The sequence below is a fragment of the Chitinophaga varians genome, from assembly GCF_012641275.1.
Taxonomy (GTDB): Bacteria; Bacteroidota; Bacteroidia; order Chitinophagales; family Chitinophagaceae; genus Chitinophaga; species Chitinophaga varians_A.
This window is the reverse complement of the sequence record NZ_JABAIA010000001.1, coordinates 3433862-3453613: the sequence shown is the minus strand read 5'-3', so window position 1 is coordinate 3453613 and position 19752 is coordinate 3433862. Positions and strand designations below refer to the sequence as shown.

16 protein-coding genes are annotated in these 19752 nt (G+C 49.7%); 5 read left to right on the top strand and 11 right to left on the bottom strand.

Annotated elements, in window-relative coordinates; genetic code table 11:
• The first annotated feature begins 121 nt into the window (after window positions 1-121).
• Window positions 122-2887 (top strand): leucine--tRNA ligase, encoded by a 2766-nt coding sequence (gene leuS, locus HGH92_RS14160; RefSeq protein ID WP_168871342.1) that lies wholly within the window; start codon window positions 122-124, stop codon window positions 2885-2887.
• A gap of 71 nt (window positions 2888-2958) precedes the next feature.
• Here leuS and HGH92_RS14155 read toward each other — a convergent pair whose 3' ends face one another.
• Genes HGH92_RS14155 through HGH92_RS14140 form a run of 4 tightly spaced genes read right to left on the bottom strand, consistent with a single transcriptional unit; the run spans window position 2959 to window position 5695 of the window.
• Window positions 2959-3216: a hypothetical protein gene (locus tag HGH92_RS14155; RefSeq protein ID WP_168871341.1), complete on the bottom strand. Its 258-nt coding sequence runs from the start codon at window positions 3214-3216 to the stop codon at window positions 2959-2961.
• Window positions 3217-3237: 21 nt separating this feature from the next.
• A complete protein-coding gene (locus HGH92_RS14150) occupies window positions 3238-3504 on the bottom strand; it encodes a hypothetical protein (protein WP_168871340.1) in 267 nt (88 codons plus the stop codon).
• A 9-nt stretch (window positions 3505-3513) separates the two neighbouring features.
• Entirely contained in the window at window positions 3514-4920 is a 1407-nt protein-coding gene (locus HGH92_RS14145; protein ID WP_168871339.1) for a radical SAM protein, read from the bottom strand.
• Window positions 4913-5695, bottom strand: a complete 783-nt coding sequence (locus tag HGH92_RS14140; protein WP_168871338.1) for a prolipoprotein diacylglyceryl transferase family protein — start codon at window positions 5693-5695, stop codon at window positions 4913-4915. The genes HGH92_RS14145 and HGH92_RS14140 overlap by 8 nt, the downstream gene beginning before the upstream one ends.
• A 44-nt stretch (window positions 5696-5739) precedes the next feature.
• Between HGH92_RS14140 and HGH92_RS14135 the strand changes: the two genes are divergently transcribed.
• Window positions 5740-6429, top strand: coding sequence for a peptidoglycan DD-metalloendopeptidase family protein (locus HGH92_RS14135; protein ID WP_168871337.1), 690 nt, complete (start codon window positions 5740-5742; stop codon window positions 6427-6429).
• Between the two features lie 57 nt (window positions 6430-6486).
• Here the strand turns inward: HGH92_RS14135 and HGH92_RS14130 are convergent, their stop codons facing one another.
• The 3 genes from HGH92_RS14130 to HGH92_RS14120 are packed head-to-tail and all read right to left on the bottom strand — an operon-like array spanning window position 6487 to window position 12529.
• Entirely contained in the window at window positions 6487-7887 is a 1401-nt protein-coding gene (locus HGH92_RS14130; protein ID WP_168871336.1) for a RagB/SusD family nutrient uptake outer membrane protein, read from the bottom strand.
• 26 nt (window positions 7888-7913) lie between these two features.
• Window positions 7914-11483, bottom strand: coding sequence for a SusC/RagA family TonB-linked outer membrane protein (locus tag HGH92_RS14125; protein WP_168871335.1), 3570 nt, complete (start codon window positions 11481-11483; stop codon window positions 7914-7916).
• Window positions 11484-11509: 26 nt separating this feature from the next.
• Window positions 11510-12529, bottom strand: a complete 1020-nt coding sequence (locus tag HGH92_RS14120) for a FecR family protein (RefSeq protein WP_168871334.1) — start codon at window positions 12527-12529, stop codon at window positions 11510-11512.
• Between the two features lie 265 nt (window positions 12530-12794).
• Here HGH92_RS14120 and HGH92_RS14115 point away from each other — a divergent pair, with 265 nt between their 5' ends.
• Complete coding sequence (locus HGH92_RS14115) at window positions 12795-13406, top strand: RNA polymerase sigma factor (RefSeq protein WP_168871333.1); 612 nt, start codon at window positions 12795-12797, stop codon at window positions 13404-13406.
• 54 nt (window positions 13407-13460) lie between these two features.
• A complete protein-coding gene (locus HGH92_RS14110; protein ID WP_168871332.1) occupies window positions 13461-14312 on the top strand; it encodes an endonuclease/exonuclease/phosphatase family protein in 852 nt (283 codons plus the stop codon).
• 86 nt (window positions 14313-14398) lie between these two features.
• On the opposite strand, the gene HGH92_RS14105 is transcribed toward HGH92_RS14110, so the two are convergent.
• The 3 genes from HGH92_RS14105 to HGH92_RS14095 all read right to left on the bottom strand — a co-directional run bounded on the left by HGH92_RS14105 (window position 14399) and on the right by HGH92_RS14095 (window position 17688).
• Window positions 14399-15154 (bottom strand): hypothetical protein, encoded by a 756-nt coding sequence (locus tag HGH92_RS14105; protein ID WP_168871331.1) that lies wholly within the window; start codon window positions 15152-15154, stop codon window positions 14399-14401.
• Window positions 15155-15365: 211 nt separating this feature from the next.
• Complete coding sequence (locus HGH92_RS14100) at window positions 15366-16670, bottom strand: M28 family peptidase (protein WP_168871330.1); 1305 nt, start codon at window positions 16668-16670, stop codon at window positions 15366-15368.
• On the bottom strand, window positions 16561-17688 hold the full coding sequence (locus tag HGH92_RS14095; protein ID WP_168871329.1) for a hypothetical protein: 1128 nt from the start codon (window positions 17686-17688) through the stop codon (window positions 16561-16563). The genes HGH92_RS14100 and HGH92_RS14095 overlap by 110 nt, the downstream gene beginning before the upstream one ends.
• 103 nt (window positions 17689-17791) lie before the next feature.
• Between HGH92_RS14095 and ruvB the strand changes: the two genes are divergently transcribed.
• Entirely contained in the window at window positions 17792-18820 is a 1029-nt protein-coding gene (ruvB, locus tag HGH92_RS14090; protein ID WP_168871328.1) for a Holliday junction branch migration DNA helicase RuvB, read from the top strand.
• A gap of 150 nt (window positions 18821-18970) precedes the next feature.
• Here ruvB and HGH92_RS14085 read toward each other — a convergent pair whose 3' ends face one another.
• Entirely contained in the window at window positions 18971-19678 is a 708-nt protein-coding gene (locus HGH92_RS14085) for a response regulator transcription factor (RefSeq protein WP_168871327.1), read from the bottom strand.
• Window positions 19679-19752: the final 74 nt, after the last annotated feature.

Here is a 19752-nt window from a genome sequence, read left to right as displayed (position 1 = left end):
TATTTTTAACATTATTTTGCCGAAACGGCATCAACCGGTTTTAAATTTATAACTGATAACGCGCAAAACCCCGGATGTATTGTTTTACATCCTGATGGTTATCGCTCATCTACATTGAGATATGGAATACAATTTCAGGGCAATCGAAAAGAAATGGCAACAGCAATGGAAGGAGTCCCACGCTTATAAGGTAAGCAATGACAGCCCCAAGCCCAAATGTTATGTGCTGGACATGTTCCCCTACCCCTCCGGGGCGGGCCTGCATGTGGGCCACCCGCTGGGTTATATTGCAACGGACATCTATTCACGCTATAAAAGGCTAAAAGGCTTCAACGTACTGCATCCTATGGGATACGACGCCTTCGGCCTGCCAGCGGAACAATATGCCTTGGAAACCGGTCAGCACCCTGCAGTGACCACCGCCCAGAATATCAAAGCGTTCCGCGAACAGCTGGACAATATCGGTTTTTGTTATGACTGGGACCGTGAAGTAAATACCAGCGACCCGTCTTACTATAAATGGACACAATGGATTTTCCTGCAACTGTTTGAGAGCTGGTACAACCGCCTCAACGCCAAAGCAGAGCCTATCAGCACCCTGACCGCCATCTTCGAACAGGAAGGCAACAGCCGTCATGCCTGTCCGGGCGACCGCCAGCGGACCTTTACCGCTGCCGAATGGAAAAGCTACACCGAAAAGGAACAACGGGAAGTGCTGATGCAGTACCGCCTCGCTTTCCTCGACTATGCCGAAGTGAACTGGTGCGCTGCCCTGGGCACCGTACTGGCCAACGATGAAGTGATCAACGGTGTGAGTGAACGCGGCGGCTTCCCTGTCGTGAAAAAGAAAATGCGCCAGTGGTTCCTGCGTATCACCGAATACGCCGATCGCCTGCTCACGGGCCTCGAAACCGTTAACTTCAGCGATGCCATGAAGGAAATGCAACGCAACTGGATCGGTAAGAGCCAGGGCGCCGAAGTGACCTTCTCCCTGAAAGGCTCCAGCCACACCATCGAAGTATATACCACCCGCCCGGACACCATCTTCGGCGTGGACTTCGTGGTAATTGCGCCGGAACATGAACTGATACAACAGATCACTTCCGCAGAACAAAAAGCCGACATCGACAAATACCTCGAATACGTACAAAGCCGCTCCGAAAGGGAACGTATGGCAGACGTGAAACAAATCACCGGCTGCTTTACCGGCGCCTACGCCATCAACCCGCTCAACGGCCGCGAAATACCGGTATGGACCGCAGAATACGTGCTGGCAGGCTACGGCACCGGCGCCGTAATGGCCGTGCCCTGCGGCGACCAGCGCGACTTCAGCTTCGCCCGCCACTTCAACATCCCCATCACCAACATCATCGGGGACGCGTTCAACGGCGAAGAAGCCAATCCCACCAAGGACGCCAAACTGCAAAACAGCGGCTTCCTCGATGGCATGGACATGAAACCAGCCATGGAAGCGGTGATCAACAAACTGGAAGAAATGAAGATCGGCAAACGCCAGATCAACTTTAAAATGCGCGACGCCGGCTTCAGCCGCCAACGTTACTGGGGCGAACCATTCCCCATCGTATTCAAAGACGGCGTGGCCTACCCGCTGGATGAAAAAGACCTCCCGCTGGAACTGCCGCATGTAGACCAATATAAACCAGGCGAAGAAGGAGAAGGCCCGCTGGCCAACATCACCGACTGGGTAAACGTAGCGCCCAATGTAAAACGCGAAACCAATACCATGCCCGGCTACGCCGGCAGCAGCTGGTACTTCCTGCGTTATATGGACCCGCATAACAGCACCACTTTCGCCGACCGTAAAGCCACCGATTACTGGAACCAGGTAGATGTGTACGTTGGCGGTACTGAACATGCCGTAGGGCACCTGCTCTATTCCCGTATGTGGACCAAAGCCCTCTACGACCTGGGCCACATCGGTTTCGATGAGCCTTTCAAATCACTGATCAACCAGGGAATGATTGGCGGCAGCTCCAGACTGGTATACCGCATCCGCGGCACTCAGCAGTTTGTTTCCCATGGCCTGAAAGACCAGTATGAAACAGATCCGCTGCACGTAGACGTGAATATCGTAGACGGCCTGGAACTGGACCTGGAAGCCTTCAAAAAATGGAAAGCTGATTACGCTGATGCTACCTTCATCCTGGAAGATGGGAAATATATATGCGGCGTGTTGTTGGAAAAAATGAGCAAACGCCTGTTCAATACTGTCAACCCGAATGATCTGGTGAACAAATTCGGCGCAGATACCTTCCGCATGTACGAAATGTTCCTCGGACCGGTAGAACAGTCCAAACCATGGGACACCAAAGGCATTGAAGGGGTACACCGTTTCCTCAAAAAGCTGTGGCGCCTGTTTGCAGACGAAAACAAAGGGCTCATTGTCACCAACGACGCTCCTACGCCGGAAGAGCTGAAAATACTGCACAAAACCATCAACAAAATTGATGGTGATACCAGCAGCTTCTCTTATAATACAGCTGTCAGCCAGTTTATGATTTGTGTAAACGAACTGGCCACCCTGAAATGCAGCAAACGCGCCATCCTGGAACCAGTGTTGATATTGCTGACTCCTTATGCGCCGCACTTCGCTGAAGAACTGTGGCAACTGTTAGGCAATACCACCAGCATCCTCGACGCCGCCTATCCGGTGTACGATGAAAGCTATACCAAAGAAAGCACCTTTAACTACCCCATCGCGGTAAACGGTAAAACCCGTACTGAAATGGGCCTCCCGCTGGATGCAGACAACAGTACGCTCGAAAAAGAAGTGCTGGCCAGCGAAGTAGTGCAGAAATGGCTTGATGGCAAACAACCGAAAAAAGTAATCATCGTAAAAGGCAGAATGATCAACGTGGTAATATAATCACATAATCATCTCCCGACAAAAAAAGCGCGCAAAGCCATGGCCTTGCGCGCTTTTTCTTTATAATACACTTAGATGCCCAATATAAACCATCCGGTGATAAAAGCCACCAGCATAATGATAAACCCAGACAACAGCAATGCCAGCCCCTCCTCCTTGTCTTCCGATATCAGCAACATCACGCCTACAATGCCATAAGCCAATACCAGCAATCCTAATAGGATCCCTGCTGCCTCCAGGTTATCACCTCTGCCGATACCCAACGCTATGAAAAAAATCAGCAATGGTATAGCAGCAAGGTAACCGGTCTTCCACCAGAAGTTGCGCATAAGCATCTTTTTTAAACATGGCTAGTGAACTCCGGCCAAGATAAGTCCACAGGTAGACAACCCTACCAACATAATAATACCCGCTGCCAGCACCAATGCCTTGCCGGCTTCCGCATTTGGCCGGGAAAATACAGCCAGCAATACACCCACCACGAAATAAGCAGCCACCACAAACATCAGCAGCAAACCGGCACCCAGGATTCCTTCATCGCCGGAGAGCGCCATCACCAAAGCAATTGACAGTGGTACTCCCAACATCCACAACAGCTTTTGAACAAAAGGTTTCATATATAACGTTTATGACTGAACGGATTCTCTTTCCTCCTGTAATGTTTTCAGATAGGCTTCTTTATCATCCCGGTAAAACAGGTTCATCGTTTCAAACGGAATAATCCGGCCGTCTTTATGTACAATATGCACACAGGACTTTTTAATGGCACGCACGTCAAAGTCATATGCATCAATAAACCGCATGATCACGATCCGGAACAGATTGTTGTAATCCAGTCCGGGCGCCTGTATCTGTGGCAGGCAGCACAACAGTGACTGCATATCACAAACTGCCGCGTCCGTGGAGATACCGGTGCTGAAAATTTTCAGCACATGCTGGTGCAGCTTCTCATCCTGTTCATATACAATGGTGTTTTTACTATTGTTCAGCAATACGGCCGGGTCCACAAAACGGGTGAGCGGGAATGTCTTTCCGTCTATTTTCAGCGCGTAGGCCATGGCCAGTGCATCCGGGTTACAGGGAACCGGGATGATATCATGCTCGTTAAAAACGGGCGACTGCTCCAGTATTCGCTGACGTACTTCCGTCAACGTTATACGGTCGGTAGCCGGGTCAAAATCATCTGTGCGGCCCGCCACCTGTACCGGCTGAAAAGTAACGCCCCTTACGCACCGCTGTTGCAGGGCATAGTCAATGATGCTTCCCATCTCGTCTTCATTGACGCCACGTTGCAGCGTCACCACCAGCGTGGTGCTGAGATTGACTTCATTCAGGTTTTCAATCGCCTGTTTACGGGTTTCGGTCAGATCTTTTCCCCGCATGCGTTCCAGCGCTTCCGGCCGGAAGGAGTCGAACTGAAGGTACACCTCAAAGTCAGGCATGTACGTTGCAAGCCGGGCGGTAAATTCCTTGTCCTTCGCAATACGTATCCCGTTGGTATTGATCATCAGGTGGCGGATAGGTTTCCGCTTCGCGATGTCCAGTATTTCAAAAAACTGTGGATGAATAGTCGGTTCGCCGCCGCTGAGTTGCACTACGTCGGGCTGGCCTTCATTATCCACGATGATGTCCAGCATCCGCTCTATCTCCTCCAGCGTACGGTGCCGCCCATAGTGAGGTGAAGACATGGCATAACAGGTAGGACAGGTAAGATTGCAGCGGTCCGTCACTTCAATCACCGAAAGGCAGGAATGCTGCTCATGGTCCTGACAAAGCCCGCAATCATATGGACAACCATAATGCGTGCGGGTGTTGGTTTTCAGCGGTGCTTCCGAAGGTTTGTTATAGTTCCGGGTATTTTTATAGTAGTCGATGTCTGTAGCGATCAGTACTTTTTCCCTTCCATGCGTGGGACAGTTCTTCACCATAAATACCTTGTTGTCTTCAAATATAACTTTCGCGTCTACACGTCGCAGGCAAGTGCTACAGATGCTTACCGTAAAGTCGTAATACGTGTAATTTTTCTCAGGCATATTGTTTCTCAATTAATCGTGATGGGAAAATAATAACGGGGGTGTAATAAATCAGTCCGGCCAGACATGCCAGTTGTATAGCACCAAGGCCAAAAGGAAACCGGTAGCCGGGCTTGATAAAATCGAGCAGGAAACGGAATAATAAATATCCGATCATGAATAGTTGAAAGCGGGCGCCGCTCACCAGCCGGTAACGCCGGCTCACCATACGTAGCAACTGCCACAGCGTCAACAGGAAAACAATTTCATATAATGCCACCGGGTGCCGCATCAGGCCATCTCCCAGGTCCATCCCCCATGGCAAAGCGGTGGGCACTCCGTAAGTCTCTTCATAGATGCCCATGCTGAAACAACCTATACGGCCAATGATCATGGCCAGTATCAGCGGATAAGTAAACAGGTCGCCGGTTGATTGACGCTCTCCTACCAGCTTTTTGATAGTTTCCACCCCTATCAATCCTCCCAGCAGTCCACCTACAATGGTTTTATTCTGGTAGATATATAACAGTGGATTCGCAGCATGTAACAGCCCGGGAGGGTTCTCCAGTGCGCCCAGCAGACGGCTGCCCAACAAAGCGCCAAAGGTAGCGCCAATAACAGACCAGATGCGGTTATTACTGTCTACCTGGTCGCCCTGGCGCCGCCGCAGGAACAGGAAATACCGGAAACCGATGAACATGCCCAGCGTCTCCGTTATCACATGCAACGGAAGATGAAGAGAAGCAACAGACACATAGACAGGATACACCACGGGGCAACTGATTATTTTATACACAAATTAATATTTATATTTAGATGTACAGTTTAAGCTGACAAAATATGTTACAGGAGGTATTAAAACAACACCAATCCGCCTTCCATCCGGTGATTACCCTGCTCCAGCCCAACGAACAACTGCTGGTCATGGACTTTACTGCCAATAATACGACCCTCACCAAACCTGTGCTGAACAATATAGACCGGTTCTGCCGTTACATTACCCGTACCCTCGCCTCCGGCGGCTGCCGGCTGGGCATCGGCGGTTATAATGAGCACCGCACCATCTATGCCGTAAGCCCGCATTTTGATGCCGGAGAAGAGCCGCGCAGGCTTCATCTGGGCATCGATGTATGGGGCCCTTCCGGCACGCCTGTGTCTGCACCGCTGAAAGGGCATGTGCACAGCTTCCGTTTCAATGACCACTTCGGGGACTATGGCGCCACCATTATCCTGCAACATCAACTGGACGGCTATACGTTCCATACGTTGTACGGCCACCTGAGCATTTCCAATCTGCAGGGCCTGTACGAAAAGATGCCCATAGCGGCCGGACAGCAGTTCGCCTGGTTTGGCACCCCTGCCGAAAATGGCGGATGGCCTCCACATCTGCATTTCCAGATTGTAACGGACATGATGCATTACCGCGGCGATTATCCCGGTGTATGCCGCTACAGTGAGCGTGACAAATACCTGCAAAACTGCCCCGACCCCGATCTTATCCTGCAACTGAACCGTAACACCCACGGATAAAAAAAGGCCGCCGGTAAATACCGGCGACCTGCTTTCGATGGTTGGTTTTAGTTTTTCCTATTTCGAGTTTTGCTGTAAAGACTTATTGTAAGCCAGTGCTTTCACAGAAAAAGGCATGATCCACATGAGTGATTCCGGCTTGATGGAATAGGTATTGGTCCCTTCCATTTTGGTGATGGTAGCCTTATACTGCGGGTCATTATTGAAGCGGCGATAAGTAAGGTATGGCAAACCGGTGCCACGGTATTCGCATAACAGGTCGCGGCGTATCAGGCGGATGGCTTCTTCCGCGGTACCAGCCGTTACATCGGTATACACAGCCGGCAATATGCGCTTACGGCGAACGGTATTCAGCGCCGCCATAGCTTCGGCAAGTTTACCATTGCGCGCCAGGCATTCCGCTTTCACATAATACATTTCCGGCGTACGGATACCGCCTACGTTCACGTTGTCTGTTCTTCTGTACGCCCAGATCGTTTCTCCGTTGGCGCCCAGGCTCCTCGGAGCGAGGTTCACTATGCGGCGCACATCGCCATTGTCGAATTGTGCAGAATCCGCATAACGCACGGAAGAAGCATAAAAGCCCTGGTTCTGTACAATGCTTCCGCCGTAATGGAAAATGTAATTCTCCGGACTGGTGAATTCAAACTTCGGTACAGTAACGGAAGTCACAGGTTTATCAAATATTGTTTTGTTGTCATTATAGTACCCGATGTAGTCAAACAGCGCGCTGTTTTCGGCGAGTGCCAGGTCAGCAAAAGAGGCAGCCTCGCTGTAGTTTTTCATGAACAGGTGTACACGGGACAGAAAAGCATAGCCTGCGCCTTTGCTGGCATAGTAGCCGTTCTCCGCTACTTTGGGCAGGTCCGGCAAGGCAGCATTCACATCTTTCAAAATAAAATCATAAATCTGCTGCACAGACAACTGTTTCGGCTGGTCTTCCGTATCTCCGCTGATATTAAAAGGCACACCCGGATCAGTGCCTGCGGTAGCCGCATCATACATTTTAGCATAGGACGTGATCAGGTAGAAATACAACATGCTACGGCCGATACGCGCCTGTGCCACCAGCTGCGCCTTTTCCGCGGCGCTGCCGGTAGTAGCATCGGGCACCTTGTTCACCAAAGTATTATAGATAAAAATACCGGCGTAGGCACCGTTATAAGCAGCGTCGTCAACGATCAGCTCTGCCCGGCTTTTGTCTTCCTGCCAGTTAAAATTGATGTTAGTGAGATTAATGGACACCTGTTGCTGCAACGGTGTATAAAACTCGTTAGCCACCAGGATTTGATTGGTATAATCAAATGTGTGGACAGCTTTGCTTTCCATTAATGGTTTATAGTCGGCGAGCGTTTGCGGGACCTTCTCTCCCTTCGGCACGATCTCGAGGTATTTTTTACAGCCGGCAGCCCCTATCATCAGGCTTCCTCCCAAAACAAACGGCAAGATCTTTTTCATATACATATCTTTTGTGCTGATGATAATTAAAGTGTGATGTTAAACCCTGCGTTATAAGCAGGCATAACGGGCAGGTAACGGCCTCCTGAACGCAGGCCCCAGGCTTCGGGATCTATACCCTGGCCATTAAAGCCGATGTAGAAAAGGTTATCTGCCTGAAAACGTACACGGGCATCGGCCACCTTTATCTTTTTAATCCACTGCTTCGGCAACGTATAGGTTAATGCCAGGTTACGTGCTTTGATGTACGAAGCACTCACTACGTTCTGGTCACCATAACGGTAATAAGCGCTGCGGAAGCTGGCTTTCCGCGGATCATATTCCCACGAAATACGTGGTACATTGGTGTACAATTCGTCCCCTGGCTGTTTCCATACCTTGTCAGCCACACCACTGATAACATCAGCATTGTTAGGCAAATTTCCAATAACCGTAGCATCGCCGCGCATCATATTGCCCAGGTGGTAAACGAACATAAAGGAGAACTGGAAGTTGCGCCAGCTGATATTATTAATCAAAGCACCGCTGAAAACCGGTACCAGCGAACCACTGTACCGCGCGATGTCAGGATTGGTCACAGCTGCGTTAACAGCAACCCCATCAAGGCCGTAAATCATCGGCTCCCCATAATTATTTAGGCCTGCATAAGGGTAGCTGTACAGGCTTTTATAAGGTTTGCCCTGCAGGAAATTGGTGCCTGCATCGCCGTCGGAGATGAGCGCAGAAGCAGTGCCCGGTTTGAGGTCTACCCGGGTGACTTTGTTTTTGTTGAAAGCGCCGTTGATGGTCACATCCCAGCCAAACTTACGCTGACGAATGATCTGTCCTTTCAGCATCAGTTCCACACCGTTGTTCTGCATAGCGCCATTGTTGAGTATGGCCGAAGCAAAGCCCAGCGCAGGATCGATCGTTACAGTAGTCAGCAGGTCGTCGCTTTTCTTTTGATATACATCGATAGCTCCGCTCAGACGGTCCTTCAGGATCGCAAAGTCAACGCCGAAGTTGGTGGTGGTAGTCCGCTCCCAGCGCAGATTAGGATTCGGCGGGGATTTAATGGAACCTGTCTGGTTGTTGGTCAGCGTATTAAGTCCGTAAGTCACGGTCATAAAAGGACCGGATTCCTTGGACACGTTACCATTGATACCATAGGACGCACGCAGTTTCAGGAGATTGATCCAGGAGATATGCTCCATGAATTTTTCTTTGCTCATGATCCAGCTGCCGCCGGCAGACCACAACGGGCGGTACTGATAAGCCGGATTGGTGCCAAAGAGATTGGAGAGATCATACCGGATACTGCCGCTCACCATATATTTATCATCGTAGGTATAGCTGGCATTTCCATAAAAAGAAAAATAACGGTTGATCACCTCTCCTTTTGTCAACAGGTCTTTATAACTGTACAATCGTCCCTGGTGCCTGTTCAGGCCTGTCATGCCGGTCATCAGCTCGGTGACATTATTGATTGGCACATACTGTAATGTCAGCGGGTCATAGCCCCACATGGCCATGAAATCGCGGTTGTTTTTCACTTCCCGGGTTTCAGAACCGGCGATGGCCACAATTTCATGTTTATCGAATGACTTGTTAAGGTTGACCTGGTTACGCAACGTATAGGCGCGCAGGTAGTTATTGAAAGTACGGAAACCGTTACCCTGCGGGAATTTATTAGCCACATTACCTTTTGTATCGAGGTAGGTGAAGCTGTTCATTTTATCCCGCATATAGTAAGATTCGGCGTTCAGCAACTGTTCGGATTTGCCGTTGTTTTTTTCGTACTGGAACATGCCCTCATAGGTCAGCCAGGGACGTATGCGGGCGTTCAGCTTACCGTAAGCGCGTGTTTTGATATCGAGCTGGCGAACCTGGTTATAATTTTGTTCGTCCTGTAATATTCTATCGGGAGAATAGAGATTGTATTTTTTATAATCGGCTGCTTCGTCCGGCAGCAGGCTGTTACGCAGGGGCAATGGGTTACCGTTTGCGTCAAAGATGGGTTCAAACGGCAGCTGCCCGTTGATCATGCTGGTGAGGGATATCGCATCCGACCCAGGACCTTTGGAATCGCCATAGTTGAGGAATACGCCAGCTTCGGCAGTCAGCCATTTGTTGACCGACAGCACATTACGGAAATTCAGGCCGAGTGATTTATTGTTGTCACTCCGTTGATAGCCCTGGTCATTCCGGAAGGTGGCGGAAAAGTTAAAAGCATTACCGGCAGTGGCTTTGGAAAGAGACAGGTTATATTGCTGATTGGCAGCAGGGCGTAATAACTTCAACAGTTGATTGTTATAAAGGTCCATACCGCGCAATTTGTCCATGCCGGCATCCGCCTGATCACGGGTAATTTTTCCTTCGGCCAGTTGCAGCATGATATCTACTGCCGGGGTGATGGCGCCGGCATAGTTGCGCAGGCGGTTGGCTTCCTGCAGGGGATTTGCCTTATAGGCGGGGTCATTATCGAAGTAATTGTAGGTAAGGTCTATCAGCTCGCTGGCACTGGCTCTGCGCAAATAGGAAAGATCGTATTTAGGCTTTACTGCAAAATCACCGGAGAAGTGAAGGCGGGTAGTACCTGCTTTGGCTTTTTTAGTAGTCACCACGATAACACCATTGGCAGCACGGGCGCCATAGATAGAGGCTGCCGCCGCGTCTTTCAGCACTGTGATGTTTTCAATATCTTCCGGGTTGATGTTAGGAACAGATTCACGCAGCGCCCCGGTACTGATATCATAGTAGGTGTTTTCCACCGGGAACCCATCGATCACATACAGCGGTGCGCTGTTGGCCATAAAGGTACTGGTACCGCGGACGCTGATGCTGCCGTTATAGCTTACCAGGCCGGGCAGGTTACCTTCCAGCACCTGCGACAGGCTGGAGATACGGCGTTTTTCGAGATCGGCAGCCTTCACTGTGGAAAATGCGCCGGTAGCCCTTTCTTTGGAAAGTGTCTGGTAGCCGGTCACCACTACTTCGTCCAGTGTTTTGCTCTCGAGATAGATGTTCATCGAGGCCGCCGGGCCCAGGGGCACCCGCTTGCGTTCCATGCCTGCGTAAGTAAAGATCAGGGCCTGGGCGTTCATAGGTACTGCGATGATGTAGTAGCCGCTATTGTCCGTTACCGCCCACTTTCTGCCGCCTTCCAGCTGAATTGTTACGCCTGGAAGGGGTGTTTCGGATTTATCTTTGACCAGACCGCTGATGGTTCGCAGATCTTCATCGGCAGCAATCGCTCCGGGGGCAAGGGTTTCCACCTTTTTCCCTTTTTGCTGCCGGGCCACGATGGTGTAATGGTTTTTATCTACATACAAAAACAACAACTCTGCCGGGTACAGAATTCGCTTCAATACTTCTTCCACCGGGCGGTCTTTCAGTGCTTCCACCACCACATTGGTAGTTCTGTTTTTCAGCAGGTCGCCTTCATACATGAAGGTGGTGCCGTAAATGGCTGTTACCCTGTCCAACGCATATTTTACCGGTATTGCCGCCGCCGTGCGGACAACCCTTCCTTCCTGTGCAAACGCACAGACGCTGGTGAGTAACAGTACGCATAGGTACAGGGAGCCCCGAAGGCTTTGTCTGGTACAAATCCTCATTGATCTTGGTTTTTTTTAATGTCTGTTTAATAGCCGCGCTGCCCGCTATCTTTCAGGTACAGCGTATCATTGTTCTTTTCAATTTTTACATTCAGTATTGCAGACAATTCAAACAATACATTATTTACATTATCCAGGGATAATGTTCCCTCCAGGGTGCGGTTGGCAATGGATGTATCCTGCAGTATGATGGTAAAGCCATAGGTATCCTGCAGCGTATGAATGATATCCCTGACAGATGTCTGTTTCAGTAACATTTTGTGTTCACGCCATGCCAGTGCGGTTTTGGCGTCGGTGATATTTTTTGCCAGTTGTTGTTTCTGAGGCTGGTAAGTGGCCTTTTCATCCGGCCTTAATAACAATACCTGTCCGTTTTCCGGGGACGATACTTTTACTTTCCCTTGCCGGAGATATACTTCCGTGACCTCCCTTCGTTGTTTTACGTTGAAGACAGTACCCAGCACTTCCACGTTCACTTTGCCGGCATGTACCGTGAAATGCTGTGCCGCGGGCACTTCCGTATGTTTCACCTCAAAGAGCGCTTCTCCTTCCAGCCACACTTCCCGCTTTCCATCTTTCCAGTGATGATAGGTGAGCACGGAATGTGAGTTGAGGATCACCACGGAAGCATCCGGTAATTTAACGCGGACCTGTTGCCCATAGCCGCTTTCCACCCTATGCATACCGGAAGGCCGCATAAAGTACCAGGCGGCGAAAATCATCAGCGGCAGCAGTGCAGCTGCCACCATCCGGCGTTTCCAGCGGGGTTTTGCAATGGGCACCACTGGTGTTTCCCTCGTCAGATGCATTTGTATCTGCGACCATACCTGTGCTTTATCTGCGGCTGCAGGCCTTATCCGTTCCAGGCTCAGGATAGCGGTCAGAGTTTTCCGGGCGTCTTCCATTGCTGCCAGGTTAGCAGGCGCGCTATCCCGGTAGGCCGTCCAGAAAGCGGTTGCTTCCGGCGTGCCATGCTTCACCCATTCCAGGAAGAAGGCATCTTCCAGAAAGTCCGCTTTGGTAAATAAATGGTAGTTCTGCTCCAATATCAATTCTTCGTTAGCACCACAGTAATCATCACAGGAGAGTAAGTAACAACTAGCCCCGTGCATCTACAGAACACAAGGACGGCGCAAAACACCCCACTTTTTTTCAATTTTTTTATAATTTTTTAATTAAAACTTATAGAAGTACTGATTTCATTGATATTATATCGATATATAATTTTCATATTTTTTTATGATTATATGAATAGGAAGCAACCGGGTTCGGCTATACATTTTTTTGTACTTTTAGCCGATCAACCAGGAGATGGACCTTTTAACAGTATCTGACACTACACTCTGGACAGCCATACAACAAGGCGACGAACAGGCATTTGCACATTTGTATGACCGTTATTTTGAGCGGTTATATGAATATGGGATGCGCCTGCATCCTAATGATGATGTAGTGAAGGATGTGATACAGGAGCTGTTCATCAAACTATGGACGAACAAAGATAATCTCAGCACTTCCGTAGATGCCCGCCCCTACCTGCTTGTAGCGTTGCGCGGCACATTATACAACCGGCTGCGTCCTCGCCGGAACGCAGTAGTGGTAGCCTTCAATCAGCAGGAGCACGACTTCCTGGCACACTTCTCTACCGAACATGCCTATATCAAAAAAGAACAGTTACAGGCACAACAACAGCAATTGTTACAAGCCCTTAACCAGCTCAATGCACGCCAGAAAGAGATATTGTATCTCCGCTACTTCGAGGAACTGGATTATGAACAGATTGCCGTGATCATGGGCATCTCTGTAAAAGGCGCGTACAAGCTGGTGGCCCGCGCACTTAAAAACATGCGTGAGCTGCTGGGCCTATCCACCGCCATCCTGCTGGCGCAGCTCGCAGCCCTGAAAACTGCCATCCATCCTTAGCGGCTTGACATAAAGCCGCACGATTGATATTTTTACCGGCTAAACAGATATAGTATGAGAAACATATGGCTGACAGGCTTGTTATGCCTGCTCATGGGCGCAGCGATGGCACAGGCACCGCTGCAGGTAATGACCTTCAACATCAGGCTGAACACCAACAGCGACAGCCTCAATGCGTGGCCTTACCGGAAAGAAAAAGTAGCATCGGAAGTATTATTTCATCAGGCCAATACGCTGGGCGTACAGGAAGCGCTGTTTGACCAGATGGAAGACCTGCGCCGGCTGCTGCCCGGCTACAAATCCATTGGCGGCGGCCGTGAGGATGGAAAAAACAAAGGTGAATTCTCCGCCATTTTTTACGATACCAGCCGGTTGCAGCTACTGAAAACCGCCACGTTCTGGCTATCAGAAACGCCGGAAGTCCCTGGCAGCAAAGGGTGGGACGCTGCCATTACCCGTATTGTAACATGGGGCCTGTTCAGGGACAAACAAACAAAAAAAGTATTCTATCATTTTAATACCCACTTTGACCACATGGGCAAAACAGCCCGCCGGGAAAGCGCACGTTTCCTGTTACAGCAGGTACATACAATCGCCGGTACTACACCAGCCATTATTACCGGTGACTTCAACGCCACGCCCGATGACGAGCCGATACAGGTAGTCATGGACACCAGCAACCCGCTGCATTTCACTGACAGCAAAAGCATCAGCGCCACGCCCCATTACGGCCCTACCGGCACATTCAACGGATGGCATGCTGCTGAAGTGGACGACCAGCCTATTGATTATATTTTCCTGAAAGGGAAATTCAAGGTGCTGCAACACGCGTCCATATCCCAGACATGGGGCGGCCGCTTTGCTTCCGACCATTTTGCCGTACTGTCACGTTTAATCCTGCAATAAATAGCAAACAAAGAAGGCAGGGAGGCCGCAAGCATTCACCTCCCTGCTTCTTTGCAAGTTTTTTACCGCATCAGTTACATTGACAATCAATCGTGGGTATGATCAACGCTCATGCTGTTTTCCAGCGCGTCCACCACTTTGTTGTGCAGATTACCATTGACGTCTACACTGATTTTAAGTTTTCCGTTGGTAAAAGAGCCAGTGAAGTCACCCACCTGCAGCTTGGTCAGGATCAGGTCCATAGAGATTTTGAGAGAGCCTTTCCAGTCGATGTTTTTGTCTGTTACCACCACATCTTTTCCGTGGGCCTGTAATTCAATCACGCCGGACAACAGGATTTCCATCGGGATTTTCTTTCCGTCCCAGGTGAGGAATCCTATTAATCTGACAGCAGGGTTGTTTTTGTCTCCTTCCACTCTGGCGTATACTTTCACCTGTTGGTAAGTGCCCAGCGGAATTTTGATGGCGCCCAGCTGAGCAGGGATCTGTTTGAGATCAATCTGACGGTCTGTCTTTAATCTGAATTCCAGTTCATCTTTACCGCGTTTGGCATCGAAGCGGATTTCCCGCAGGCGGGCAGTGGCGGTGTCCCACGTAATATCAAATCCACCGGAGCTCTTGGCCATAGAAGCGTCGCCGGTAATGGCAGACAAACGGCCCGCAGCATCGGGTGTTAAGGTGTACGTTGGGTTAACCGCAGCGATTTCGTAGTTGATAGATGTAGAGTCCTTCACATCAGGCGTTGGCTGCTGATCTGGCCCCGACATGTCTTTTGAACATGATGCGAGCATCATGGTTGCAATGCCAAGCGCACCGCAGAATTGTAGGATTCCGGTTTTCATATTGATATGGTTTTAAATGACTACTTGGGGAAATATTGGCCATAAAAATAAACAAGAAATTCGAAAAAAAAACTGATTAAGTATTAATTAAACATAAAAAATCCGGTTGAGCTCACTCAACCGGATAAATATATGATGGCCGTCCCTATTGGAAAGCAGGCATTATGCGTGTATGCGTTAACGTTCTACCGGCATATGCAAGAGACCGCCTCTATCGTTCAACAGGCACTATACGTGTAGGCGTTGACGTACCATTCACAATAGTCCCTGAACTAACAGCGATGGCTTTAATAATGTCTGTAATATTTTTAATATCAAGGGTTGATACTTCATCTTTCACAGTATGATAGAACTGGTCTTTATCAATCTGCGTGGTAGAGATCGTATGTGCAGGCACTCCTACCTTGGCCAGGTTGGCGTTGTCTGAACGATAGAACAGGTTCTGCTCCGGATAAGGATCGGGATAAAAACGGAATTCAGATCCTGCCAGGTTCTTTTGCAGAATAGTACCAAAATCTGATTTTTCAAATCCGGTAATAAACGCGCTGTTCTTACCAAATTTGGACTCCTTACCGATCATTTCAATATTAAACATCGCCACCACTTTGGCAGGGTCCATATGCCCGGAGAAATAAGAAGAACCGTAACCTCCCATCTCCTCTGCGGTGAAAGCCACAAAAATCAGGGAACGCGCCGGATGTTTCTTCTTAAAGTAATTGGCGAGCATGATCACCGCGGTAGTACCGGACGCATCATCATCCGCTCCGTTGGCGATGCTGTCGCCTGCTTCAGCAGGCAGTATCCCCAGGTGGTCATAGTGACCGGAATAGATCACATATTCATCCGGTTTGCTTTCGCCTTTGATCATACCGGCCACATTGGTGAACTCCTGCGCCCTTACGCTGCGGGTTTGTTCCACGGACCAGTTGTCCTGCGCTGTCAACGGTTCTTTCTCCAGCACCAGCACCATCTGCCATTTAGCGGTATCTGCAGGCACTGCCTGTTCACTGGCGTACATCCTGCTGGAGATACTGCCCTCCAGATTGGCGATATAACCGCTCAGCGAAGGGGCCAGCCATACGATCATATTCTTTTGCAGCGACTTGCGTTTGCCCAGTGCGGCGCGCAATTCATCAGGGTTACCGGCACGCATCTCCGTGCAGGTAGCTGTGTCCCGCCGCAGCTGTATATGCCGTGAAGGCCCTACTGCCACTACAGGCCAGTCTTTGGCCGTACCGTTGACGGTCATCGCAGTGCTTGTGGTGTGAAGTCCGTAATAGCTAAAGCGTTGCAGATAAGATTGCTCACCGGGCAACGGCAGCAGGCCAGCTTTTTTAAATTCATCGCTGATAAATGCAGCGGCCTTGTCAGACCCGGGTGTTCCGGACTGGCGGCCCTGCATATCGTCAGCAGCCAGCGTGTTGATAATACGGGCAACTTCTTTTTGCGGTATCTGTTGACTGTAGCCGGTGGTGAGCATACACCCCGCAGCCAATGATAAGATCAGTTTTTTCATGAGCGGTTTTGTCTGTTGTATTTCGTTCTGGTTGTTGTTTGGACAGTTGGATAGCTGTTGCCTTACAAACCTGTAAGATAACATCATCTCGTTTAATTGCCTGCAATGCTACCATTTTTCCGGCGGGATGCATTAACACCTTTGTAGGATAGTGATATAATAAAGCATGATGATGCCAGGGACTTTTCAGGATACACTGCCGCAGCAACGCCGTATCTGCTGGCAGCAGGGTTGTGTCTATAGGCAATAAATGAGCGTTGACGATATGTGTACTGTACGTGGCCGTCTTCCGGTGCTGGTCCACTACTACAATTGTATCCCGCAGCCAGTCCGTCATATTGCTTTCCCGCAGCATGGCGTATTCCTCCCATATATCAATATTCAGGGAATCACCTGTAACATGGGCTACAGACGACATATCCACCGTTGCCGGTGTTACAGCCTTTACACGAAATGACGCACCGCGAGCTTTCCATTGGTGGCCCGGCTTTAATTTATGAGGCTGGCGCTTAAACAGCAGGTTGAGGTCATCATATACATGTACGTATATCATACTGCGTAAGTAGTCCAATAACCTGGGAGGCAGCTGCCAATGCTGTTGGGCATTATCCACCACAGCAGCTATGCCATCGATTTTACCTAGCCATTCATGATCCGTCACGTTCAGTACTACCGGCTGATTCAGCAAAGCCATCGTCACCATGACATCTGAGTCCCATGCCGTCCAGGTAGCAGGATCGGAACTTACAAAATGGTACCTGCCCCGGAGGTTTTCTGTACTGTCATCGGCATACAACAGCGTACAGGAAAGCAATGCATGGTGTTTATCAGCCGCTAGTACGGTAATATCATAGATCCTGTCAGTGTAACTATAGGCAGGCGGGTGAAAACTGGTTGCGACGCGGTAGCGCCAGTGGTCATATTTATGAAAAGTATTTTGTCCATGCAGAGGCAGGTAACAAAAAAACAACAGGCCTATACAGGCCACCAGAATGGTAAGAGGGGATTGCTGGCGCATAGTATAAACGGGATTGGTTGAAAATGAGGGTAGCACAATGGGGCTCACCATCTTCAATATACAGTAATCGGGTTAATATAATTTGGTATTTTTGATGAGTATTATGTCCAATCCGAACTTAAGACCAGAAGAAAATAAGCTCAGTGCCGCTGAGAAAGAGTTTGAGAACAGTATCAGACCCCGGGAAATCGTTGATTTTTCGGGACAGGACCAGATCATCGAAAACCTGAAGATATTCATCAAAGCTGCCAAAATGCGCGGGGAAGCGCTGGACCATGTGCTGTTCCACGGTCCTCCGGGCCTGGGTAAGACCACGCTGTCACGCATTGTGGCCAATGAGCTGGGGGTTAATATCCGGGAAACTTCCGGGCCGGTAATCGAAAAGCCCGGCGACCTGGCCGGTTTGTTGACCAATCTGGAGGACAAAGACGTGCTGTTCATCGATGAGATACACCGGCTAAGCACCGTGGTGGAAGAATACCTGTATTCCGCCATGGAAGATTATCGTATAGACATTATGATTGATACCGGGCCTAATGCCCGCTCCATACAGCTCAACCTGCACCCTTTCACACTGATTGGCGCCACTACCCGCTCGGGGCTGCTCACCGCTCCCCTGTTGTCCCGTTTTGGCATCAAGTCGAGGATGGAATACTACAATGCTGCCACGCTACAGAAAATCATCTGGCGGGCGGCAGGGTTACTGGGCTCTAAAATCACATCTGACGCTGCCGGGGAGATTGCCCGCCGGTCCCGTGGCACGCCCCGTATCGCCAACGGGCTACTGCGCCGGGTACGTGACTTTGCCATGGTGATTGGCAACGGCGTCATCGACCTTGAAATTGCGCAGCTCAGCCTCAAAGCCCTCAATGTAGATGAATATGGTCTTGATGAAATGGACAACCGCATTTTGCAGGTCATCATCGAAAACTTTAAAGGCGGTCCGGTAGGCATCACTACCATTGCCACCGCAGTGGGCGAAGAAGCCGGTACGTTGGAAGAGGTATACGAACCGTTCCTGATCCAGGAAGGGTTTATCAAACGTACGCCCCGGGGCCGTGAGGTAACGGAAAAGGCATATGTGCACCTGGGGAAAACGCCGTTCCGGGGAGGCAGCAACCTGCTTTTCTGATCCCTGATTGCCTGAATAGTGGCCGACGTCCATGGTTATATAAGATCATAGCGGGCTACGTCATTATATTTAAAAGAAATGCCCCCATTGCATGTCAATGGGGGCATTCCTTTATCATTAATTAAATTGTTATCGGTCAAATCATGGCCATCACGGGTTCTCTTTCACTACCAGTCTGAATCCGTTCCCGTGAATGTTCACGATTTCGATGTTCGGGTCGTCTTTCAGGTATTTGCGGAGTTTGGCGATATATACGTCCATACTGCGGCCGTTGAAGTAGGTGTCGCTGCCCCATATCTTTTTCAGCGCCAGTTCCCTGGGCAGCAGGTCGTTTTTATGTTCACAGAGCATGTGCAGCAGCTCGTTCTCTTTAGGGGAGAGCGTGTGGCTGTCGCCGTTATGCGCGAGGGTACGTAAACGGGAGTTGAAGGCGTAGGAGCCTACCTGGAATTCGTGCTGCTCTTCTTCTTTGCTGTTCAGTTCCTGGTTGCGTTTCAGGATAGCTTTGATTTTGAGCAGCAGCAGTTCGCTATCGAAAGGTTTGGAGATATAATCATCGGCTCCCAGCTTATAGCCCTGGATGATGTCTTCCTTCATGGTTTTGGCGGAGAGGAAAAACAGGGGGATATCAGGGTCTACGTCCCGGATTTCTTCCGCCAGTTTAAAGCCGTCCATATTGGGCATCATAATGTCCAGCAGGCAGATGTCGAATTTTTCGCGACGGAAGGCAGCCAGTGCCAGGATACCGTCGCGGCATAATTCCACATCATAGTCATTCAGTTCGAGGTAGTTTTTAAGTACCATGCCCAGGTTGGTGTCATCTTCCGCCAGTAATATTTTCGGTTTACGTTCTTCCATAATCATAAAGGGTTGATTATAACAAATATAAAGTTTTTCTACGGCACGAAAGGTCGTTAAAATTTGGACGGTGG